Annotated in this window: 17 protein-coding genes; 12 read left to right on the forward strand and 5 right to left on the reverse strand. The window is 68.8% G+C overall.

Annotation, left to right across the window (positions count from 1 at the left end; all coding sequences use genetic code 11):
• Positions 1-2: 2 nt before the first annotated feature.
• Positions 3-1,262 carry an extracellular solute-binding protein gene (locus CXY81_RS02205; RefSeq protein ID WP_104193829.1) on the reverse strand — a complete coding sequence of 420 codons (1,260 nt, stop codon included), beginning with the start codon at positions 1,260-1,262 and terminating at the stop codon, positions 3-5.
• Positions 1,263-1,474: 212 nt separating this feature from the next.
• Here CXY81_RS02205 and CXY81_RS02210 point away from each other — a divergent pair, with 212 nt between their 5' ends.
• The 4 genes from CXY81_RS02210 (at position 1,475) to CXY81_RS02230 (ending at position 7,188) form a co-directional block, all read left to right on the forward strand.
• On the forward strand, positions 1,475-2,524 hold the full coding sequence (locus CXY81_RS02210) for a LacI family DNA-binding transcriptional regulator (RefSeq protein WP_104171515.1): 1,050 nt from the start codon (positions 1,475-1,477) through the stop codon (positions 2,522-2,524).
• Positions 2,525-2,540: 16 nt separating this feature from the next.
• Positions 2,541-3,389, forward strand: a complete 849-nt coding sequence (locus tag CXY81_RS02215; protein WP_104171514.1) for an SDR family NAD(P)-dependent oxidoreductase — start codon at positions 2,541-2,543, stop codon at positions 3,387-3,389.
• Positions 3,390-3,529: 140 nt separating this feature from the next.
• Positions 3,530-5,419, forward strand: coding sequence for a methyltransferase (locus CXY81_RS16805; RefSeq protein ID WP_233193930.1), 1,890 nt, complete (start codon positions 3,530-3,532; stop codon positions 5,417-5,419).
• 317 nt (positions 5,420-5,736) lie between these two features.
• Entirely contained in the window at positions 5,737-7,188 is a 1,452-nt protein-coding gene (locus CXY81_RS02230) for an NAD(P)/FAD-dependent oxidoreductase (RefSeq protein WP_158251978.1), read from the forward strand.
• Positions 7,189-7,788: 600 nt separating this feature from the next.
• On the opposite strand, the gene CXY81_RS02235 is transcribed toward CXY81_RS02230, so the two are convergent.
• The 3 genes from CXY81_RS02235 to CXY81_RS02245 all read right to left on the reverse strand — a co-directional run bounded on the left by CXY81_RS02235 (position 7,789) and on the right by CXY81_RS02245 (position 10,237).
• A complete protein-coding gene (locus CXY81_RS02235) occupies positions 7,789-8,505 on the reverse strand; it encodes a Pr6Pr family membrane protein (protein ID WP_134542476.1) in 717 nt (238 codons plus the stop codon).
• Between the two features lie 155 nt (positions 8,506-8,660).
• Complete coding sequence (locus CXY81_RS02240; RefSeq protein WP_104171511.1) at positions 8,661-8,930, reverse strand: acylphosphatase; 270 nt, start codon at positions 8,928-8,930, stop codon at positions 8,661-8,663.
• A 284-nt stretch (positions 8,931-9,214) separates the two neighbouring features.
• Positions 9,215-10,237: a LacI family DNA-binding transcriptional regulator gene (locus tag CXY81_RS02245; protein ID WP_104193831.1), complete on the reverse strand. Its 1,023-nt coding sequence runs from the start codon at positions 10,235-10,237 to the stop codon at positions 9,215-9,217.
• Between the two features lie 192 nt (positions 10,238-10,429).
• Here CXY81_RS02245 and CXY81_RS02250 point away from each other — a divergent pair, with 192 nt between their 5' ends.
• From CXY81_RS02250 to rraA, 7 genes are all read left to right on the forward strand, one after another.
• The gene (locus CXY81_RS02250; RefSeq protein ID WP_104193832.1) at positions 10,430-12,466 is read left to right on the forward strand and encodes a beta-galactosidase; all 2,037 of its coding nucleotides are present in this window, start codon (positions 10,430-10,432) and stop codon (positions 12,464-12,466) included.
• A complete protein-coding gene (locus CXY81_RS02255; protein WP_104171508.1) occupies positions 12,463-13,425 on the forward strand; it encodes a carbohydrate ABC transporter permease in 963 nt (320 codons plus the stop codon). The genes CXY81_RS02250 and CXY81_RS02255 overlap by 4 nt, the downstream gene beginning before the upstream one ends.
• Positions 13,422-14,339: a carbohydrate ABC transporter permease gene (locus tag CXY81_RS02260; protein ID WP_369827914.1), complete on the forward strand. Its 918-nt coding sequence runs from the start codon at positions 13,422-13,424 to the stop codon at positions 14,337-14,339. Before CXY81_RS02255 ends, CXY81_RS02260 begins: the two co-directional genes overlap by 4 nt.
• Positions 14,340-14,395: 56 nt before the next feature.
• Positions 14,396-15,727 (forward strand): extracellular solute-binding protein, encoded by a 1,332-nt coding sequence (locus CXY81_RS02265; RefSeq protein WP_104099344.1) that lies wholly within the window; start codon positions 14,396-14,398, stop codon positions 15,725-15,727.
• A 13-nt stretch (positions 15,728-15,740) separates the two neighbouring features.
• Positions 15,741-18,011: an alpha-galactosidase gene (locus tag CXY81_RS02270; protein ID WP_104193833.1), complete on the forward strand. Its 2,271-nt coding sequence runs from the start codon at positions 15,741-15,743 to the stop codon at positions 18,009-18,011.
• A gap of 264 nt (positions 18,012-18,275) precedes the next feature.
• Entirely contained in the window at positions 18,276-19,391 is a 1,116-nt protein-coding gene (gene menC, locus CXY81_RS02275; protein ID WP_104193834.1) for an o-succinylbenzoate synthase, read from the forward strand.
• Between the two features lie 105 nt (positions 19,392-19,496).
• A complete protein-coding gene (rraA, locus tag CXY81_RS02280) occupies positions 19,497-19,961 on the forward strand; it encodes a ribonuclease E activity regulator RraA (RefSeq protein ID WP_104171505.1) in 465 nt (154 codons plus the stop codon).
• 246 nt (positions 19,962-20,207) lie between these two features.
• Here rraA and CXY81_RS02285 read toward each other — a convergent pair whose 3' ends face one another.
• Complete coding sequence (locus CXY81_RS02285; RefSeq protein WP_134542471.1) at positions 20,208-20,807, reverse strand: hypothetical protein; 600 nt, start codon at positions 20,805-20,807, stop codon at positions 20,208-20,210.
• A 168-nt stretch (positions 20,808-20,975) separates the two neighbouring features.
• On the opposite strand from CXY81_RS02285, the gene CXY81_RS02290 reads away from it, so the two are divergent.
• Positions 20,976-21,833 carry an SDR family oxidoreductase gene (locus tag CXY81_RS02290; RefSeq protein WP_104193836.1) on the forward strand — a complete coding sequence of 286 codons (858 nt, stop codon included), beginning with the start codon at positions 20,976-20,978 and terminating at the stop codon, positions 21,831-21,833.
• Positions 21,834-21,959 lie beyond the last annotated feature (126 nt).

Below are 21,959 nucleotides of genomic sequence, written 5' to 3' on the forward strand. Positions count from 1 at the left end.
GACTACTTCAGCAGTGCTTCGAGGTTCTTCTGCACGGAATCGAGAATCGCTTGCGCGTCCCCGGTCTTCAGCGACTCGAGCTGGGCGTTCAGGTCGCTCGTGACATCCGCGGCGCCCTGCACGTTGGGCACGCCCTTGGCGTAGTCGGCGCCGTCGAGGAAGGCCACCAGGGTGGGGTTGGCGCTCTTCCAGTCTTCGGCGGCCGACTTGATCGAGGGCATCGGGCCGAATTCTTCCGAGAAGGTGAGCTGGGCATTCTTGCTGGTGAGCTGTTCGACGAGCTCGAGCGCGCCGGCCTGGTTGGGGCTGTCGGCGGCGATGCCCCAGCAGTTGGTGAACTGCAGGGTGCCCTGGCCCTCCGGGCCTGCAGGCAGCTCGGCGACCGTGTAGTTGACGTCGGGGAAGTCGCTCTTCATCGCGCCTGTGATCCAGTTGCCCTCGATGGTCATGGCCGAGAGCTGCTTGCCGAACGCCTCGCCACCCCAGCCGGCACCGATTTCGCTGGCGTAGCTCATCACCCCGTCGTTCAGGAGGGTCTGCGCGTATTCGAGGCCCGCGACGTTCTCCGCGCTATTCGCGGTGACCTCGGTGTTGTCTTCGCTCATCAGGCTGCCGCCGGCCTGGGCCATGAACGCGCCCAGACGGGCGTATTCGCCGCCGAGGGCGAGTCCGACCTGGCTGTCGGTCGTGAGCGTCTTGCTGACGGCCGCGAGCTCGTCCCAAGTGGTGGGGATGTCGGCATCCGTCAGCCCGGCCTGAGCCCAGAGGTCGTCGTTGATGATCAGACCCAGGGTCGAGAAGTCCTTCGGCGCGCAGTAGAAGTCGCCCTCGTACGTGAAGGAACTGACCAGGCTCGGGTAGAAGTCGTCCTTGTTGGCCAGATCGTCGCCGTAGGCCAGGAGCGAGCCGTTCGAGGCATAGCCGGCGAGCGCATCCGTCGACAGGTAGAAGACGTCGGCGGGCTTCTGTGCCGCGAAGCCCTGGGCGAGCTGCTGGTTGAGGTCGCTGGCGACGCTGACCTTGGCGTCGGTGCCAGAGGTCTCGGACCAGGCGGCCACGGCGGCGTTGACGGAGGCGGTCTCGGCGTCGCCGCTGGAACCGATCAGAATGTTGAGCCCCTGGGTGGAATCGCTCGTGAGCTCTCCGCCCGAATCGGCAGTGTCGCCGCCGAAGCCGGATCCGGAACCGCACGCGCTGAGGGTGAGGGCGCCGGCCACGGCGAGCCCGGTTCCGATCAGCCAGCGGGAGTTGCGTCGTTGCATCTTGTTTCTCCTTGAGTCGCGCATCGATGCGCGTTTGCTTGTGTAAAGGTCACGATAGCTGAATTCATTTGATCGATCAAACTTTTTTTTGATCGATCTAATCACCGTGTTTCCGCGATCCGTCGAGACGCGGTATTCTGTGCAGAACAATATTTGATCGTTCAATTCACGGGGGCAGGCGCGTCCGGCAAGGGCGTGGGGCAGGAGCGGCGATGGGTGGGTTCCCCACGGTGACGGATGTCGCGCTCGCGGCCGGCGTCTCCCGGCAGACCGTCTCGAATGTGATGAATTCGCCCGGCATCGTGCGCACCGACACCCGCCAGCGGGTCGAGGCTGCCATCGCCGAACTCGGGTACCGGCCGCACGCCTCCGCCCGCCGGCTGCGCACGCGGCGCAGCTCGACCATCGGCATCCGGCTGGACCCGATGATCGACGGCATCTCCGGTTCGGTGCTCGACCGGTTTCTGCACGCCGTGACCGAGCAGGCCGACGCCCAGGGGCTGCGGGTGCTGCTGTTCACGGCCACGAGCCCCGAAGACGAGATCATCCAGTTCCGGCGCCTGAACGACGGCGCGGATGTCGATGGTTTCGTGCTCACGTCGACGTTCGCCGGCGACCCACGCACCCGATGGCTGATCGAGAACGGCATCTCCTTCGTCACCTTCGGGCGGCCGTGGGGAGTCGACGATATGAACGACCCGCAGCACCTGTGGGTGGATGTGGATGGCTGGTCCGGCCTGCACGCCACCACGCGGACACAGCAGGAGACCGGAGCCCGGCGCATCGCCTACATCGGCTGGCCCAGCCCGTCGGGCACCGGCGACGACCGCCGACGAGGCTGGTACGACGCGATGATCGAACGCGGCGACGTTTCGGAGCGGGACTTGGCCGTGCTGGAGATCGTCACCACTGACGGCGTCAGCCAGGGCACCGCGGCCATGCAGCAGTTGCGGCAGAACGCCGGCCAGATCGATGCCGTGCTCTGCGCGAGCGACTCGCTCGCCCTCGGGGCGATGATCGCGAACCCCGAGCGTGTGCCGGTCACCGGCTACGACAACACCCCCATCGCCGCCGCGATCGGGCTTTCCAGCGTCGACCAAGCAGTGGACGAGGTGGCCGCCGGAGTGCTCGAACTACTCACCGGCGAGTTCGGCGGCAAGGTGCACGGAGCCCCCGAGTCGGCCGAACCCCGGCACCGGATGGTCACGCCCCGGCTGGTCGTGCGCGAGTTCGCCGCTATCCCGATGGACGTGCCGCGGTAGCCGCTAGCATGGCGCCATGACTCTCCCCGAGGTTGTCGGACTCCCTGTTTCTATCGGTGTCCCCGTCCCTCTCGCTTTCGCCCTGCCCGACGCGTGGAACCTCGCCGGTCGTACGGCCCTGGTCACCGGGGCCGGCAGCGCCTCCGGGATCGGATTCGCCGCGGCACGGATGCTGGGTGAGCTCGGTGCACACGTCGTGCTCACCGCCACGACCGAACGCGTGCATGAGCGAGCGGCCGAGCTGACGGAACGGGGCATCGCGGCATCCGGCATCGTCTGCACCCTCCACGCCGAGGTCGGCGCGCTGGTGCTCGCCGACTCCCTCGCGACCGCCGGGCTGGCGCCCACGATTCTGGTGAACAACGCGGGCATGGTCGCGGTCGGCGACGCCGAGATGCTGCACGGCGACGTGAGCACCACGTTGCCGGACGAGTGGGACCGCGGCCTCGCGATCAACCTATCGACCGCCTTCCACGCCACGCGCACCGTGATCGGCTTCATGCACGCGGCGGCCTGGGGGCGCATCGTCACAGTGTCCAGCGTGTCAGGGCCGGTGATGGCGTCGCGCGGGGACCTGACGTATGCGGCCGCGAAGGCTGGTCTGGCCGGGCTCACCCGGGCGCTCGCCGTGGATGAGGCCTGGCTCGGCATCACCGCCAACGCGGTCGCACCGGGCTGGATCGAGACCGGGTCGCAGCTGGAGAGCGAGGCAGTCGAGGGCGCGCTCGTGCCCGTCGGGCGCAGCGGCACGGCTGCCGAGGTGGCCTCCGTGATCGCCTGGCTGGCCTCGCCCGGCGCGTCATACGTCACCGGCCAGACGATCGTCGTCGACGGCGGTAACAGCGTGGCGGAGGAGCGCCGGTAGCGGCGGCCGGTCCGGTAGACGGTGCGGCAGCCGGTCCGGCAGCCGGTGCAGTTGAATAGACGGGTGACTTCTGCACTGATCGACCGGCTTCGCGCCGACCTCGCCGCCGCCAACTTCTCGGTCTCGGCCCTCACCGGCCTGTGGGGATCGAAGCGGATGCCGCGTTGCGCCGCAACCAGCGGGTCCCGGCGCTGCGGCGGCTGGACGGTCTCCGGGAGAGGCTCGGGCACGCCGAACCCTGTGCCACACTGGCTCGCCTGTTCGTGCTCGGCCTGCCCGTCGACCGTGCGGATCTCGATGCCGCCCTCCCCGCGCTGGGTGCCGCCGGGGCCGAGAAGCTCGGCCTCGCGGTATCCGTCGACGCCGGTGTCGACGCCGATGTCCTTCCGAGTGTCGGCCCTGTTGCATCCGGTGCATCCGTTGCGGCCGGCACCCTCCGCCCGCTCCTCGAACTGCGGCCCTACAGCTTTGTCGACGCGCATGGCGCCGGAAGCTGGTGGATCGTGTCCGACCCGGGAGAGCTCGCACTCGGCCACCCGCTCGGCGAAAGCCATGTGCTCGGGGTGGGTGGGGCATCCCTCACGTTGACCGGGCTACTGATCCCGACCCCGGTGGCCAGCGCCCTCGACCTGGGCACCGGATGCGGAATCCAGGCCATGCACGCGTCCCGGCACGCCGACCGGGTGGTAGCCACCGACATCTCGGTGCGAGCCCTGGAGCTTGCCGCGCTCAACGCGGAGCTGAACGAGATCGGGAATATCGAGTTTCGCCTCGGGAGCCTGTTCGAACCGGTCGCGGGGGAGCGCTTCGACCACATCATCTCCAACCCTCCGTTCGTGATCACCCCGCGTGTGCCGGGTGTGCCGGCCTACGAATACCGCGACGGCGGCCTGGTCGGCGACGCGCTCGTCGAGGCGGTCGTGCGCGGCGCTGCCGAACATCTCACCCCCGGCGGCGTCGCCCAGCTGCTCGGGAACTGGGAGTACCACGCCGGCCAGGATGCCTTCGAGCGTCTGGCCGCCTGGCTCGCCGCCCCTGTCACTCCTGTCACTCCTGTCACTCCTGTCACTCCTGTCACTCCTGTCACTCCTGTCACTCCTGTCACTCCTGTCACTCCTGTCACTCCCGTCGCCCCCGTCGCATCCCCTGCATCGCCAGCTTCCGCCGCGCTGCGCCCTGACGAATTCGACGGAGATTTTGCCCCAAACAGCCCGAATTCGGCGCGTTTGGCCCCTCTGGGAGCAGAATCTCCGTCGAATTCGCACACGCCCGGGGCGGAGGGTGCCGCCGGGGCCGAGGGTGCCGCCGGGGCCGAGGGTGCCGCCGGGGCCGAGGGTGCCGCGGGGGCCGGTGCCGAGGGTGCGCACGGGGGCCAGCAGGAGACCGCGCAGGCCACGGATGCCGCAGCACTCGACGCCTGGATCATCGAACGCGAGGTGCAGGCCCCCACGCTCTACGCCGAGACGTGGATCCGCGACGGCGGCACCCGCTCCGACACCGCCGACTTCGACCGCCTCTACGGGGCCTGGCTCGACGACTTCGCGGCGCGCGGCGTGAGTCAGGTCGGCTTCGGCTACATGCTGCTGCGCCGCCCGGCCGCCGGCACCCCCACCTTCCGTCGGCTCGAACGCCTCCCCGGCACCCTCGGCCACAATCCGGGAGGCATGGGCAGCCATCTTGCCGCTTGCCTCGCCGCCCACGACTGGCACGCGGCAACGGATGACGCCCGCCTCGCCCGCGCGCCGCTCGCCGTCGCATCCGATGTCACCGAGGTAGAGCACTACTGGCCCGGCCAGGAGGACCCCACCCTGATGACGCTGCACCAGGGCACCGGCTTCGGCCGGTTGATCGCGCTGGACACCGGCCTCGCCGCCCTGGTCGGCGCCTCTGACGGCGAGCTCGACGTCGGCTCGATCGTCGCTGCGCTGGCCCAACTGCTCGACGTCGATGAGCGCGAGCTCGCCGCGGACCTGCTCCCGCGCGTGCGGGAGCTGCTCGAGGACGGCTTCCTGCAGCATCCGCTCGCCTGACGTGCTGTGTGCTGCCATCGTCTGCTGCCAGCCACGTGCTGTGAGCTGACGCGCTGACGAGGACCCCGCCCGCCACCAACGCACGCTAGACCGCCACCGCGTCACCGGCGAACGCAAACTCGGAGATTTTCGCGAAACGCCGTATTTCAGGGCGCCGGATGCCGCGTGTCGCGACAATCTCCGAAGTAACGTGCGCACACCCCACACCCCACCCCCCCCCGACCGGCCACTTCACCCGGCTCTGCGGTAGCTTGGTCGTACTGCCCGGCCCGCTCGGAGAGGAGGACGTCGGCGCCATACCTGGCGCCGACACAGCGATGAAACGACGAACCTTTCTGCTCGGCTCAGTCTCCGGCCTGAGCCTGGTCGCGCTCACCGCGTGCGTGACGCCGACTCCGCGGCCCTCGGCATCCGTCACGCCCAAGTCGACGTCGACACCCTCACTCGTCCCAAAGCCGGCGGCCATGCGCCGCACATCCTGGTCGGCCGACCCGTTCGCCCGCGGCTCCTTCAGTTACCCCGCGGTGGGCGCCACGCCCGAGCAGCGCGCCGCGCTCGGCCAGCCCGTCGACGACCGCCTGTTCTTCGCCGGTGAGGCCACCTCCACCGACGCGCCGGGCACGGTGCAGGGCGCCCGCGATTCAGGGAAGCGCGCCGCCCGCGACGTGCTCGCAGCGGCGAGCCCGGGGGAGCGCATCGCCGTGATCGGCGCCGGAATCGCCGGACTCACCGCGGCCCGAGACCTGCAGGACGCCGGCTTCGACGTGTTCCTGGTCGAGGCCCGCGACCGCATCGGCGGCCGCATCGACACCGTCACCGACAAGGACTGGCCATTCCCGATCGAGCTCGGCGCGGCTTTCGTCCGGCGCACCGGCCAGACCACCCTCGACGAGGACCTCACCGACCGCGGCGTCGCCACGGCCCCCTTCACCGATCCGCCGGAGGCCCGCACCGCGGCCGGCACGGTCGTGGAGGTGCCCGACACCGGCGCGCAGGCGGTCGCCACGGCGCTGGCCTGGGCCGCCGAGCAGCCCACCGACGTGTCCATCGCGCAGTCCCTCGCCGATTCGGGGGCCTCCAAGCTCTCGACGACGGATGCCGACACCGGCGTTTCCGACGCCGACTGGCTCGACTACCAGATCACGGTGGTGCTCGACCCACTGGCAGGGGGCCCCGTTCCGGAGCAGTCCTCCTGGTACTCGGACGCCAACGCTCAGGCCGACCCTGACACCGACCCCGGCGAGGACCGTATCGTGCTGGGCGGCTTCGCCACCCTGCTTACCGACCTGAGCGACGGCATCGACGTGCTCGGGTCGAGCGTGGTCACCAAGATCGCCTACAGCGACGCCGGCACCAGCCTCCGGCTCGGCACCGGCGAGTCGCTCTCCGCCGACCGGGTCGTCGTCACCGTGCCGCTGGGGGTGCTGAAGACCACGGTGATGGAGTTCGACCCGCCGCTGCCCTTCACGCACCGCGGCGCCATCTCGGCCCTGGGCATGGGCACGCTCGACAAGATCTGGCTGCAATTCGACGAGCCGTTCTGGGACACGGATGCCCCGCTCTGGTCCACGGTCGGCGGCGACGACGACTTCCGCGTCTGGATCAACATGGTTCCGCTCACCGGCGAACCGGTGCTGGTGGGCCTGGTTGCGGCGGAGACCGCTCTGCGCCTCGAGGAGGTCGACGACGACGAGTTCCTCGCCGCCGCCCTGAGCAGCCTCGAGCCGTTCTACTCGGCCGTGCCGACCGACAACCCGACCCCGGAGTAGGTCCGCACCACGCCGCTCCCCGAATCCCGGGCCGGCGCCTCGCGATTGTCAACCCGTCTTAATTCTGAGATTCGTGGTGTACTCACCGGCCAACGTCCAGTTGATGAATTCTGGCTCCCATTCGGGGCACGTTCTCATGCAGTCGCAGCCCGTCGTGGTGCAGCGCCCAGAGGTCCAGTCGTTACCCTGACTGGCCTTGCCGACGGATTCCTGACGGTGGATGCCCCCGTTCCAGGCCGGGCTCGTTCCGCCGGCCATCCCAGTGCGGTCGTCACCGGGATGCACCACCCCCGCTGGCGACTGCTCCACTTTTCTGCTTGACCGTGCGATTGCTGTGCTCCCCATGGATATCCTCCTCGACATCGACCGCGAATCCGTCGTCCTTCTGGACGTCGACCCTGACCTGCCCTGTGAAGGCACTCACCACATTCGTGGCCTGAGCGGGCACCAACCCACCCCCCCCGGCGCCTACCTGGCGGTCTCGCAGTGCTGCGGCCCCAAGGTCGTGCAGTGCACACACTCGGGTCCTCGCGATGCGGGCATCCGGGGTGCTCTACTGCGGCGCCTGCCGGGGCGAGCACCTGACCAGCGAATACACCTTCACGCCGCTGTAGGTTCGCGCCCCTGCGCCCGCGGGGGCAGCCGCGACGTGGCCGTGAGTACGGCGGCGATCGCGGTGAAGAGCAGCAGCGCGACCAGGCAGTAGATCACGGTCTCGAGCGGGCCGCGCACCTGCACCGGGTCGAGGAAGAAATACGGGTACCACCCCACGATCGACCCGCGGATGAGCGTGAACACTCCCCAGATCGAGGGCACCACGAGAACCCAGACCAGGATTTTCCAGGGCAGGCGGGCCTTGCCGGCATCCGTCAGCCAGTCAAGGAGTGCGATCGTGGGAATCCAGAAGTGCAGCAACTGGCTCGACCAGGGCACCTCGATCGTGTAGTCCAGCGAGGAGGACTGGATGACGATGGACAGGAATACGATCCCGGAGACGGTGATGTAGGTCGTCACAAGCAACCGGAACCAGCTCAGCCAGGGTGGGTCGCTCGTGTGCCGAAATGCGACGAATGCGGCGGCGGCAAAGGCGACGATCGCGGCCATGCCGCTCTGCACGGTGAAATAGCTGAAGTAGTTGTAGATCTGAAACGTGGCGAAACCGAGCACGTAATCGAAGTAGCCGGCGAGGGCCACCACGCCCAGGCCGGCGAGGAGCAGGCGGCCGATGCCGAACCCGCGGCGCACGGTGTGCACGGGGGGCGTCCGAGAGGTTCGGGCGAGGGCCCGGCGTACGGGTGCCGCAGTGAGTGCGCGCACGCCCGATTTCGTCGCCGCCGAGTGAACGCGCTTCGGGGGGTCCGTCCGAGCGGGATCGGCAGCTCGCGCGCACATGCTCCCACGCTACGCCAGCCGGTCGGGTGCCCGCTGACCTCGGTATCAACCGGATGCCGCCGCTCAGCCGGCCGTTCCGCTCAGAAGCCGATCCGGAACCCGGTCTCGCCAAGCGGCGGAATCGTGGTGACCTCGACCGTCTCGACCCGGGCCGACGGCGGGCCGTGCTGCAGCCACGAGAGCATCACCCAGACGGTTGCCGCGTCGCCCTCCAGCTCGACCTCCACCGCGCCGTCCCCGCGGTTGCGCACATGCCCCGCGAGCCCGAGTCGGCGCGCCTCGGTCTGGGTGTGGTAGCGGAACCCGACTCCCTGCACCACCCCGCGCACGACAACCTGTTTGCGAACCATGCTTCCATTGTGCCCCGCCGCAGGCGAGCCCGCATCCATCGCCCACCCGGCCCGTTCACCAACCCGCGCTGTGGCTGACTCAGGAGATCCAGCGCGGGCATCCGTCGTGCACCGAAAATCCCACGGAAACACGCGGATGCCCCTAACCGGCCCGAGCATTCTCCTGAGTTAGCCACGCGGGGTGGGGGTTAGCCACGCGCGGTGGGGGAGACGCGCAGCCGGAGTGCTCCGGCCAGCCCGAAGCCAGATGCTGCCGCCATGGCCCTGCGCCGCCAACCCCCGATTCAGGCGGAGTCACGCCAGACGATCGGAGTCTCGAGCAGGATGCCCTCGGCCGGCTGCTCCTCGCCGCGCAACTGGCCCAGCACGCACTCGGCCGCCCGCTCACCGAGGCCGAAGGCGGGCTGGTGCACGGTGGACAGGTGCGGCTGTGTGCGCAGCGCCCAGGAGCTGTCGTCGAAGCCGACGATGCCGACGTCTCCGGGAATGGTGCGCCCGGCATGGCGCAGAGCCTCCATGGCTCCGGCCGCGACCGCGTCGGAGGCGGCGAACACGCCGTCGATCAGCGGGTCACGCTCGAGCAGCGCACGCATGCCGAGGGCCCCGTCGGTGAAGGTGTACAGCGGAACGCGGGCCACGAGAGCCGGGTCGAAGCGGTCGCCGAGGGCATCCGTGAAGCCGGCCAGACGGTCGGCGCCGGAGTCGCGGTCGAGCGCGGCGGCAATCATGCCGATGCGCGTGCGGCCGGTCTGCATGAGGCGTTCGGTGATGGCGCGCGCCGACGCCCGGTTGTCGATGCCTACGAAGGGAAGCTGGCGCAGGTCGGGCGGATGTCCCACGAAGGCGGCCGGAAGGCGCAGCTTCTCGATCACCCGGGTGATCGGGTCTTCCTGGCGAGCGGAGACGATGACGACCCCGTCGACGAAACCGCCGCTGAGGTAGCGGGCGACGCGCTCGGTGTCGCGCTGGGAGTCGATGACCAGGCTGACCATCTGGTAGTCGGCGCGGGAGAGCACGGTGTTGGCGCCGAGTAGGATTCCGCCGATGTTGGGGTCGTCCAGGAACAGGGAGTGCGGCTCGTGCACGATGAAACCGACGGCCTCCGAGCGCTGCATGACCAGGCTTCGGGCGGCGTTGTTCGGCACATAGCCGACCTTCTCGATGGCCGCCTCGATGGCGATGCGGGCCGACGCCGAGACGTAGGGCTCGTCGTTCACGACCCGGCTGACCGTGCCGCGGGAGACTCCGGCTTCCACGGCGACGTCGTGGATCGTCGCGCGTTTGCGTCGAGACGGGATTGTCACCATTTGATAACTGTAACGCTCCCGCACACACTCCGCGCTTGACACGACCGCCGGGAGATACATACTCTGTGTACGTTCACAGAAAACCCAACGGCGAGTTGTGCTCCCGACTCTGTGCACGTTCACAGAACAGTTAGCACAGAGTCGTCACCACGGTGTCGTCACCACGAAGTGCACGCCACAGTCAGGGAGCACATGAACTCGCGAGCAGCCACTTCGAACGGTGCGGCCCCGGCCCACCCGTTCGTGCACGAGGGCATCGCCTACGGCTGTGACTACAACCCGGAGCAGTGGGGTCCCGAGACCTGGGCCGAGGACGTGCGCCTCATGCGCGAGGCCGGCGTCGACCTGGTGGCCATCAACATTTTCGGCTGGTCCCACCTCGAGCCGCGTGCGGGCGAGTACGACTTCGATACCCTCGACACGATCATCGAGCTGCTCCACGCCAACGGGATCCGGGTCAACCTCGGCACCGGCACCTCGTCGCCGCCGCCGTGGCTGACCACACTTCACCCCGAGATCCTTCCGGTCGCCGACGACGGCACGACCCGTTTCCCCGGCGGTCGCCAGGCCTGGTGCCCGAGCTCGGCCGTGTTCCGTGAGCACGCGCTGGCCCTGGTCGAAAAGGTCGCCGAGCGGTACGGCCACCACCCGGCCATCGCCCTCTGGCACGTGTCCAACGAACTGGGCTGCCACAACGCGCTCTGTTACTGCGACGACACCGCCGCCGCGTTCCGTCTCTGGCTTCAGGCGCGTTACGGCACCATCGATGCTCTCAACGCAGCCTGGGGTACCTCCTTCTGGAGCCAGCGGTACGGCCAGTGGGCCGAGATCCTCACCCCGCGGCTCACGCTGTCCAGCCACAACCCCGGCCAGGTGCTCGACTTCCACCGGTTCAGCTCCGCCGAACTGCTCGACTACTATCGCCGCGAGAGCGCGGTGCTGCGCCGCCACTCGAACGTGGCCGTGACCACCAACTTCATGGTCACCGCGCACATCCGCAACCTCGACTACTGGTCCTGGGCCGGCGACATGGACATCGTCGCCAACGACCACTACCTCGACCACCGCCTCGCCGACCCGGCCACCGAGCTCGCCTTCGCCGCGGACCTCACCCGCGGGCTCGCCCAGGGTGAGCCCTGGCTCCTGATGGAACAGGCCGCCGGTGCCGTCAACTGGCAGCCGCACAACCTGGCCAAGGCGCCCGGCGAAATGACCCGCAACTCCCTCGCCCACGTCGCCCGCGGTGCGGACGGCGTCTGCTTCTTCCAGTGGCGCGCCTCCCCGCAGGGGTCGGAGAAATTCCACTCCGCCCTGGTGCCCCACGCCGGCACCGACACCGTGCTCTGGCGCGAGGTCGTGGCCCTGGGCGCAACCCTGGATCGTCTTGCCGAGGTCACCGGCAGCCGGGTCGTCGCGGATGCCGCGATCATCTTCAGCTGGGAATCCTGGTGGGCAGGCGACGGCGAATCCCGTCCGTCCCACGCGGTGCGCTACCTCGACCAGGTGCACGCCGCCTACGCGGCCCTGCACGAACTCGGCGTCACGGTCGACATCGTCTCCCCGGATGCCGACCTCTCGGGCTACCGCCTCATCGTCGTCCCGTGCCTCTACCTGGTCTCGGACGCGCAGGCCGAGAATCTCAACGCCTACGTCGCCGCCGGCGGCCACGCCCTGATCACCTTCTTCAGCGGCATCGTCGACGAAGACGACCGGGTGCGCACCGGCGGTTACCCCGGCGCGTTCCGCGAGATCCTCGGCATCACGGTGGAGGAGTTCTCTCCGCTGCTGCCCGGCCACGTTCTCGCTCTCGACACCGGCGCCGCCGCGAGCCTGTGGAGCGAACGCCTGCGCGTCGACACCGCCGAGGTGGTCGCGAGCTACATCGACGGGCCGCTGCCCGGCATCCCCGCCATCACCCGCAACCGGCACGGAGGCGGCACCGCCTGGTACGTCGCCACCGCGCTGGAGGCCGGCGCCCTGCGGGACGTCCTGCGCAGGATCGCCCAGGAGGCCCGGGTCACCGCGGTCGGCCCGGAGCGCACCGGAGCCATCGAGGTCGTGCGCCGTGTGAGCTCCACCCACAGCTATCTGTTCATCATCAACCACGGTTCGGGCGACGTCGAGCTTCCGGCCGCCGGCCACGAGCTCGTCACCGACGAACCCGTCGGTCGAATCGTGCGCGTGCCGGCCGGAGCCGTTCGCGTGATTAGAGAGGACCCCTCATCATGAGCGCACCTGCCGTTCCCCTGACGGATGCCCCGGGCAGCGCTGCCCGAAAGAGGCCCCGCGCCGCCAAGCCAGCCAAGGCCCCCGGAGCGAAGCCCCGCGTGCAGCACACGGGCGCGATCCTCGCGTTCGTGCTGCCGTTCGGCACCCTGTTCGCCCTGTTCTACCTCGTCCCGATCGGCTACGCGATCTACCAGTCACTGCTCGTGATCGAGCGCGAGGGCACCTTCGGCCAGGCCACCGAGGTCTTCGGCGGACTGACCCAGTACATCCTGGTGTTCCAGAATGGGCCGTTCTGGGAGTCGATCACCCGGGTGCTCGCCTTCGGCGCCGTGCAGGTGCCGATCATGCTCGGTCTCGCGCTGCTGTTCGCCCTGTTGCTGGACTCGCCGCTCGTGCGCGGCAAGAAATTCTTCCGGCTGGCGTTCTTCGTCCCCTACGCGGTCCCCGGCGTCATCGCCGCTATCATGTGGGGCTACCTCTACTCACCCAATCTGTCGCCGTTTCGCGCCGTCACCGAGAACATCAACTTCCTCTCGGCCGACCTCGTGCTCTGGGCCATCGCCAACGTCGTCACCTGGGTGTTCGTGGGGTATAACATGCTCATCATCTACTCCGCGCTGCTGGCGATCCCGACCGAACTCTACGAGGCCGCCCGCCTCGACGGCGCCGGCCAGCTGCGCATCGCCTGGTCGGTCAAGATTCCGCTGATCATGCCGGCGATCATCCTGACCGCCATTTTCTCGATCATCGGCACCCTGCAGCTGCTCGCCGAACCGCAGGTCTTCCGCAGCTTCAGCTCGGCCGTGACCAGCACGTTCACCCCGAACCTGACGGTGTACTCCACCTCGTCGATCCCGAACTTCAACCTGGCCGCCGCGTTCTCCGTTGTGCTGGCCCTGGCCACGTTCATCCTCTCCTTCACGTTCCTGAAGTTCACGCAGCGTAAGGAAGCCAAGTGAGCACCCTGACCCCCACCACCCCCGCCAAGCCGGCTCGCGGCATCCGTTCAACCGAGGCGAAGGCACCGCGCGCCCAGCGCGAGAGCCCGTTCGCCCGGGTCAGCGCAATGGTCGTCATGGGCGTCTTCACGATCTACTTCCTGGTGCCGATCTGGTGGCTGCTGGTCGCGGCCTCGAAGAACCGATCCCAGTTCAACAGCACGAACCCGCTCTGGTTCGCCGACTTCTCCCTGTTCGAGAACATCGGAAACCTGGTGGCCTACCGCGACGGCGTCTACCTCAAGTGGATGCTCAACAGCGCGCTGTACGCCGGTGGCGGTGCCCTCGTGGGCACGATCATCGCCGGAATGTGCGGGTACGCACTGGCCAAGTACAACTTCCCCGGACGCGAACTGATCTTCAACGTCGTGCTCGGCGGGGTGCTCGTACCCGCCACGGCGCTGGCGCTGCCGCTGTTCCTGATCTTCAGCCAGATCAGCCTGACCAACACGTTCTGGTCGGTGTTCCTGCCCAGCCTGGTCAGCCCGTTCGGGGTCTACCTCTCCCGCATCTACGCGTCGGCCAGCGTTCCCGACGAACTGATCGAGGCCGCCCGCCTCGACGGCGCCGGCGAACTGCGCACCTTCTTCACGGTCTCGGTGCGGATGATGGTGCCGGCCCTGGTCACCGTCTTCCTCTTCCAGTTCGTCGCCATCTGGAACAACTTCTTCCTGCCGCTGATCATGCTGCGCGACGAGACCCTGTTCCCGGTCACGCTCGGCCTCTACGCCTGGAACTCGCAGGTCAACCAGATCCCCGTGCTGCGCGATTACGTTCTGATCGGCGCCCTGCTGTCGATCATCCCGCTGATCATTATCTTCCTGCTGCTCCAGCGCTTCTGGCGAAACGGCCTCAGCGCCGGTTCGGTGAAGTAGCCGGCCTCACCCCCCCCTAGCTGCACCACCCCCACCCCCAAGAGAAAAGAAGAACAATGCAGATCAAGAAGAGAGCAGCCGCCGTCGCCTTGCTCACCGCAGCCACGGTCGTTCTGACCGGCTGCGCGTCGGGCTCGAGCACGTCCGGCGGTGGCGACGCCGCCGCCTGCGAACCCTCCGAGGGCAAGGTCGACCTCACGTTCACCACCTGGATCCCCGGGATGGAAGACGTCGCCGCAGTCTGGAATGAGGAGAACCCCGACGTTCAGGTAAAGGTGCAGACCGGCCCGAACGGCAACGGCGGCACGTACCAGAACTTCTTCAACCAGCTCAAGGCCGGCAACGCGCCCGACCTCGGCCAGATCGAATACGACGCCCTCCCGAACTTCCGCGTTCAGGACGGCCTGATGGACCTCGCCGCCTGTGAGGGTGTTCTCGACGCCAAGGACGACTTCGTGGACTGGACCTGGGGACAGGTCAACTTCGGTGAAGAAGACGCAGCCTACGCGGTGCCGCAGGACGCCGGGCCCATGGCGATGTTCTACCGTGCCGACCTCTTCGCCGCCAACAACATCGCGATCCCGACCACCTGGGAAGAATTCGCGGTTGCCGCCGAAGCCGTGCGCGCCACCGGCGGCTACATCACCAACTTCTCGCAGAGTGACATCAACCAGTTCGCCGGATTCGTCTGGCAGGCCGGGGGAAGCTGGTTCGAGAACGACGGCGAGAACTGGACCATCGACCTGACCAGCCCCGAGTCGGTCAAGGTCGCCGACTACTGGCAGGACCTGATCGACCGCGACCTCGTCTCGACCAACCCGCCGTGGACCGACGAGTGGAACAACGCCTACAACACCGGATCCAACTGGACCTGGAACTCCGCAGCCTGGGGTGCGAACTCCATCGCCAGCGGCGCTCCGGACACCGCCGGCAACTGGTCCGTCGCCCTCTCCCCGCAGTGGGCTGCCGGCGAGAACGCCGCCGGCAACTGGGGTGGCTCGTCCACCGCAGTCTTCAAGGGCTCCGAGCACCCCTACGAGGCGGCCCAGTTCGCGCTGTGGCTGAACACCTCTGACGAGGCGCTCACGATGCTGAACAAGTCGGCCAACCTGTACCCGGCCGCCAAGAGCGGCCTCGAACTGCCGGCCCTCAAGGAAGGCGTCGAGTTCTACGGCGGCCAGGCCATCTACGACGTGTTCGCCGAGGCATCCGATCACGTCTCGCCCGACTTCATCTGGGGCCCGACCATGACGCAGGTCTACAACGACACCTCCGACGGCTTCAAGGGCGCGGTCACCGGTAGCGGAACTCTGACGGATGCTCTCACGAGCGCCCAGCAGAGCACCATCGACGCTCTCGAGGCTCAGTCGATCCCGGTCACCAAGTAGCATCAGCTCCACTGTGTCGATTCCCTACCTCCGTGCCGCGGGCACCAGCCTTGTGCTGGATGCCCGCGACACGGGCGTACCCGTCATCGTGCACTGGGGTGCCGACCTGGGTGACCTGAACGGTGAACTGCTGGAAACGCTGGCCGACGCATCCGTGCCGGCCATCTCGCCGAGTTCGATCGACGTGCCCCTGCGGCTCTCTCTACTGCCCACCCTCGCGGCGGGCTGGAGCGGGCGTCCGGGCGTGAGCGGGTTCCGGCCCGGTGGGCGCGGCGGCGTGGCCCTCGATCTGCGCCTCACCGAGATTCAGTCGGGCGGTGTGCGGGCGGGCGTGCCGTCTGCCTCCGGCCGCACGCTGCCCGGCACACAGGCCCTGACGATCTTTCTGACGGATGCCGCGGCCCGGGTGGCCGTGCGCACCGACCTCGAACTCTCGGTCGAGGGTGTGCTGCGACTGCGCCACACCCTCACCAACACCGGTGACGACCCTGCCTCCGCACCCTTCGAGCTCGGCTCGCTCGACGTCATCCTGCCGGTGCCCGACCGCGCCGGGGAACTGCTTGACTTCACCGGGCTGTGGACCCACGAGCGTCGGCCGCAGCGCAGTACGCTCGGCCACGGCGTGTGGAGCCGGGAGTCCCGTCACGGCCGCCCCGGCCACGACGACTCCTATCTGATGGCGGCCGGAACGCCCGGGTTCGGCTTCCGCACCGGCGAGATATGGGCCACCCACTTGGCCTGGAGCGGCGACAAACACGTCTGGGCCGAGAACAGCGCGCTGGGCTACTCGGCGCTCGGCAGCGGCGAGCTGCTGGCTCCCGGCGAGCTGAGAGTGGCCCCCGGTGCGAGCCACACCACCCCGTGGACGGTGGCTGTGTACTCGGCTGCCGGGCTGGACGGGCTCTCGGCGCGGCTGCATCCGTGGGTCCGTTCCTGGTCGACCATCACCGGGCACCGCCCGGTCGTGCTGAACACCTGGGAGGCCGTGTACTTTGACCACGACCTGCCGACCCTGGCCCGCCTGGCCGACGCGGCGGCCGTGGTCGGGGTGGAGCGCTTCGTGCTCGACGACGGCTGGTTCACCGGCCGCTCGGACGACCGGCGGGCCCTCGGAGACTGGTTCGTCGACCCGGTCACCTGGCCCGGCGGATTGCACCCGCTGATCGAGCATGTGCACGCGGCCGGCATGGACTTCGGTCTCTGGGTCGAACCCGAAATGGTCAGCGCCGACTCGGACGTCGCCCGCGCGCACCCGGAGTGGGTGCTCGGCGGGGTGGACGCGGCTGGTGTCGGTGGTTCTGGGGCCGGTACTGGTTCGGCATCCGTCGGTGTTTCGTCGCCGGCGCTGACCTGGCGGTTCCAGCGCGTGCTCGACCTCGGCAACCCGGATGCCTTCGGCTGGGTGTTCGCCCGCCTCACCGCCCTGCTCAACGAGTATCCCATCGCCTACCTGAAGTGGGACCACAATCGCGACCTGCTGGCCGGCTCCTCCCACCGGCAGACGGTGGCGCTGTACCGGCTCATCGATGCCGTGCGTGCCGAGCACCCGGGCGTCGAGATCGAGTCCTGCGCGTCGGGGGGAGCCCGGGTCGATCTCGGAATTCTCGAGCGCGTCGATCGGGTCTGGACCAGCGACACCAACGACCCGCTCGAGCGGCAGCAGATCCAGCGGTACTCGAGCGTGCTCCTACCACCGGAGTACCTCGGCGGGCATCTCGGCGCGGCCACCGCACACACCACCGGGCGCACCTCCGAGCTCAGTTTCCGGCTGGCGACCGCCCTGTTCGGCAGCGCCGGCATCGAGTGGGACCTGACCCGCGCGAACGAGGCCGAGCGGGTGCAGATCGCCACCTGGATCGCCCGCTACAAGCAACTGCGGCCGCTGCTGCACTCCGGTGTCGTCGTTCGGGCCGACCCCAGCGACCCGGCCATCGAGCTGCACGGCGTCGTCTCGCCCGACCAGAACTCGGCCCTGTTCGCCCAGGTGGCGCTCGCCGCCCCGCGCGCGGCGCTGCCGGAGCGGATGCGGTTCCCCGGTCTCGCGCCCGAGCGGCGCTACCGGGTGGCACCGCTTTCGCTCGGCGCGCCCCCGCGCACGATCCAGGATGCCCCGCCGGCTTGGCTGGCGGAGCCGGGCTCGTCCGGTGCCGCCGGTGCTTTTGGTACCGATGGTTCAGTGACGCTCACCGGGGCTGTGCTCGCTCTCGTCGGGCTGCCCGCGCCGCTGCTCGCCCCGGAGCAGGCCGCGCTCTTCACGGTCGACGCGGTCGACGGCCTCCGCTGAGTAGTCACCGACCAGGCATCCGTCACCCGGGCCGTCAGCGCACCGAGACTCGCCGATTCTGCCGAGAGTCGCCTCTAGAGTGGGTCAACTCGGCACAACCGGCGACTCTCGGCGCACATGGTGGGCGGTGCAGGTCGTGGCAGGTTTCGCCCGGTTGCGGTCGGGTTGCGGCACCGAAAAACCAGCCCCGGGCAGTACCCTCATCGAAGCACTCGCCTCGGGGAGACCGCCTCCGCGGGTCACCCTCGCACCGAAGGAACTGTCATGAAAATCGAGAACATCGAACTGCGGCGCGTGCACATTCCCCTCGTGCGGCCCTTCCGCACCTCGTTCGGCACGTCGTCCGAGCGGGCGGTCACGATCGTGCGGGTGACCACCGCGGATGCCGAGGGCTGGGCCGAGTGCGCCGCCGATACGAGTCCGCTCTACAGCTCGGAGTTCCTCGACGGCAGCGACCTCGTCATTCGCGACCACCTGATTCCGAGGCTGCAGGCGCTCGGCGACCGGCTCACCGCCGAACGCGTCGCCGGGGCCGTGGAGCCGGTGAAGGGGCACGCGATGTCCAAGGCCGCGCTGGAAACGGCCATCCTCGACGCGCAGCTGAAGGAGGCCGACATCTCGTTCGGCGGCTACCTCGGCGCCGTGCGCGACACGGTGCCGGCCGGTGTGTCGGTGGGCATCATGGACTCGATCGACGAGCTGCTCGAGGCCGTGGCCGGCTACCTGGAGGAGGGCTACCTTCGGATCAAGCTCAAGATCGAGCCCGGCTGGGACCTCGAGCCGGTGCGTGCCGTGCGCGAGCGCTTCGGCGAGGAGCTGCTGCTGCAGGTCGACGCGAACACCGCTTATACCCTCGCGGATGCCCGTCACCTCGCCGGGCTCGACCCCTTCGACCTGCTCCTGATGGAGCAGCCGCTGAAGGAGGACGACCTGCTCGGCCACGCCAACCTGGCGAAACGGATCAGAACCCCCATCTGCCTCGACGAGTCGATCGAATCGGCCCGGGATGCGGCCACGGCCATCACCCTCGGTGCCTGCAGCGTCATCAACGTCAAGCCGGCGCGGGTGGGCGGCTACCTGGAGGCCCGTCGCATCCACGATGTGGCGGCCGCGCACGGTGTGCCCGTCTGGTGCGGCGGAATGCTTGAAACCGGCATCGGCCGGGCGGCGAATGTGGCCCTGGCCGGGCTGCCGAACTTCGTGCTGCCGGGGGACACCTCGGCCTCCAGCCGATACTACGAACAGGACCTGACCGCGCCGTTCGTGCTCGAGAACGGGCACCTGCGCGTTCCCACGGGACCGGGCATCGGCGCGGAGGTGCTGCCCGATGTGCTGGCCGGCGTCACGGCATCCGTCACCGACATCGGATTCTCGACCTGACGGCCGACGGATGTCCCGCAGCGCCACCCGCAGCGCAGCGAGCCTGAGCGAGCAGCTAGCCTGAGGGAGAAAGCCTGCACCGCACCGGACCCCTGGAGGACACCAATGCTGTTGACCGCCGACCTGTACGACCAGCGCGGGGAAGACCTGCAATCCGTTTCGCTCCAGTTCCTGAACCTGGGTGGCTTCGCCCGGTTCAGCGGCCCGATCCGCACCGTGACCTGCTTCGAGGACAACGCCCTGCTCAAGTCGGTGCTGTCGACGCCCGCCGCCGGCGAGGTGCTCGTCATCGACGGCGGCGGCTCGCTGAACACGGCGCTGATGGGCGACATGATCGCCGACCTCGCGGTGCAGAACGGCTGGGCCGGCGTGGTGATCAACGGTGCGATCCGCGACCGAGTGGCCATCGGGGGGATGCCGCTGGGCGTGAAGGCCCTCGGCAGCAACCCGCGCAAGAGCTCGAAGGCCGGCGCTGGAGTCACGGATGCCGTCGCCCGGTTCGCCGGCGTGACGTTCACCCCCGGCCGCACGATCTACTGCGACGAAGACGGGATCCTCGTCGAGCGGTGACGCCCAGCGGACGCGACACAGCACGCGCCCGGGCAAGACGCGCGGCGCCACCCGAGGAACCTCACTCAGGTGGAGCCGCTGGTGCGGGGGCCGACGTCATTGTTGTTCGTTCTGCGTACGCCGTTTCGAACCTACTCCACAACGGTACTTCGTCACCGGTCGCCCTGTCACCATCTGCGAGCTAACGATTCGTACCGACCCGGCGGCGCAGCGCCGTCCGGGCCGGCGACCTCGGCTCAGCTCGGCTCAGCGCGGCGTCGGGCGGTTGGAGCTCACGACCTGGCTGCGCTCGGTGAGCTCGACGACGCGCTTCGTGCCGTCGTCGAGGGTGACCTCCACCTCGAAGGCGTGGTCGAGCGCTCTGCTGCGGCGGAAGTCCGTCACGGTGCCACTGCCGACCTCGGCCAGGGCCGCCTGTCCGGCAGTCGTGCGGTCGACGCTTGCGAGTTCCGCAGCGGTCAGCACGCGGGGTTCGGCCACGGATGCCGCGTCGCCGCTCCAGCTGGGTGCACTCACCCACACGACGGTGAAGGTCTCATCGAGCTGAACCGCGACCTCGACGCCGTTCGGAAGTCGGGTGTCGACCGTGTAGGACTCGGAGGACTCGGAAAGCGCGTGAGACTCGGCGGGGCCGCGCTGGGCATCCGTCACCGTGGCTGGCCCGACCTCGGTCAGGGCCGCGCGACTCGCACGCGCCAGCTCGGTGTCGGTCAGGGTGGTCTCGTCGTCGCCGAGACCCGTGGCGGCCGCGATCCCGGCGGCACCGGCACCCACGGCGACCGTGGCGGCCACCGCAGCCGCGATCCAGGTTGACTGTCGGATTCCGGGCACCCTGATTGCATTCACACCCCCAGTCTGGGGGACTGCGGGCGGCTTGGATGCCACCGTGCCTGCCGCCGCGCCCTCGACCGTGTCAATTTGCCTTAGTGGCTAAACTAAATGCATTCGATGAAAGGCGTGACTCATGTTCGGCTCCTCTCCCACCCCGGCTCACGATGACTCCACGGGCATCTGATGGGCCGCATCCTCGTCACCGGTGCCTCCGGAACCGTCGGACGGGCCGTGGCCGCGGCGCTCGCGTCCACCGGCGAGAGCGTCATCTCCGCGGTGCGGAACCCGGCCGGCTCCGAATTGGCCCTGAACCCGCCGGCCGGCACGCCCCGTGCCTTCGATTTCTCCGACCCGACCGGCTGGGCCGGCGCCTTCTCCGGAGTCGACCGGCTGTTCCTGCTGCGCCCGCCCGCGATCGCGAACGTGGCGGACACCCTGATCCCGGTGATCGACACGGCGCTGGCGCACGGCATCCGCCAGATCGTCTTTCTCTCCCTGCAGGGTGTTCAGTTCAACCCGGCCACTCCCCACCACGCCGTGGAGAAGCACCTCCGGCGTCGGCGGGCTCCGTACACGTTTTTGAGACCGAACTTCTTCATGCAGAATTTGTCGACCGTGTACCGTGACGGCATCCGGGAGCGCGGCGAGATCTATCTTCCGGCGGCCAGGGCGCGCACCGCATTCGTCGACGCCCGTGACATCGGGCGCGTCGCCGCGCGGGTGTTCACCGAGCCGGGGCACCTCGGCAGGGCCTACACGCTGTCGGGCGAGCAGTCGCTGGATTACTACCAGGTGGCGGACATCCTCTCGGAGGTGCTCGGGCGGCGCATCGTTTATGCGCGGCCGAGCGTCGACGACTACCTCGCCCGGTTGGCCGAGCAGGGCGCAGAGGCCGACTTCATCGCCGTGCAGAAGATGATCTACCGGGTGGTGCGCCTGGGGGTTTCCGTGCGCCCGAACCGGGTGATCCGGCGGCTCTCGGGCGATCCGGCAACCACCTTCCGGCAGTTCGCCACAGACCACCGCGACGTCTGGTCGTAGGCCGCACCGGTACCCGCATCGGCACCGGCATCGCGGGCGAACCCGGTGCGCCAGTCGCCACGCCGTCGACACCCCCCTTCGGGGACTGCGTACTCCCCCTCCTCAGTCGCTAGATTCGAGTCAGCA

It is taken from the genome of Cryobacterium sp. M25 (assembly GCF_002929635.1).
Classification (GTDB): domain Bacteria; phylum Actinomycetota; class Actinomycetes; order Actinomycetales; family Microbacteriaceae; genus Cryobacterium; species Cryobacterium sandaracinum.

What these genes read in the sequence shown, in the direction of transcription:
- CXY81_RS02240 (WP_104171511.1), bottom strand. Translation starts at nt 8,930, where the DNA reads ATGGTTCGCAAACAGGTTGTCGTGCGCGGGGTGGTGCAGGGAGTCGGG.
- CXY81_RS02215 (WP_104171514.1), top strand. Translation starts at nt 2,541, where the DNA reads ATGACTCTCCCCGAGGTTGTCGGACTCCCTGTTTCTATCGGTGTCCCC.
- rraA (WP_104171505.1), top strand. Translation starts at nt 19,497, where the DNA reads ATGCTGTTGACCGCCGACCTGTACGACCAGCGCGGGGAAGACCTGCAA.
- CXY81_RS02265 (WP_104099344.1), top strand. Translation starts at nt 14,396, where the DNA reads ATGCAGATCAAGAAGAGAGCAGCCGCCGTCGCCTTGCTCACCGCAGCC.
- CXY81_RS02245 (WP_104193831.1), bottom strand. Translation starts at nt 10,237, where the DNA reads ATGGTGACAATCCCGTCTCGACGCAAACGCGCGACGATCCACGACGTC.
- CXY81_RS02255 (WP_104171508.1), top strand. Translation starts at nt 12,463, where the DNA reads ATGAGCGCACCTGCCGTTCCCCTGACGGATGCCCCGGGCAGCGCTGCC.
- menC (WP_104193834.1), top strand. Translation starts at nt 18,276, where the DNA reads ATGAAAATCGAGAACATCGAACTGCGGCGCGTGCACATTCCCCTCGTG.
- CXY81_RS02250 (WP_104193832.1), top strand. Translation starts at nt 10,430, where the DNA reads ATGAACTCGCGAGCAGCCACTTCGAACGGTGCGGCCCCGGCCCACCCG.
- CXY81_RS02230 (WP_158251978.1), top strand. Translation starts at nt 5,737, where the DNA reads ATGAAACGACGAACCTTTCTGCTCGGCTCAGTCTCCGGCCTGAGCCTG.
- CXY81_RS02290 (WP_104193836.1), top strand. Translation starts at nt 20,976, where the DNA reads ATGGGCCGCATCCTCGTCACCGGTGCCTCCGGAACCGTCGGACGGGCC.
- CXY81_RS02210 (WP_104171515.1), top strand. Translation starts at nt 1,475, where the DNA reads ATGGGTGGGTTCCCCACGGTGACGGATGTCGCGCTCGCGGCCGGCGTC.
- CXY81_RS02205 (WP_104193829.1), bottom strand. Translation starts at nt 1,262, where the DNA reads ATGCAACGACGCAACTCCCGCTGGCTGATCGGAACCGGGCTCGCCGTG.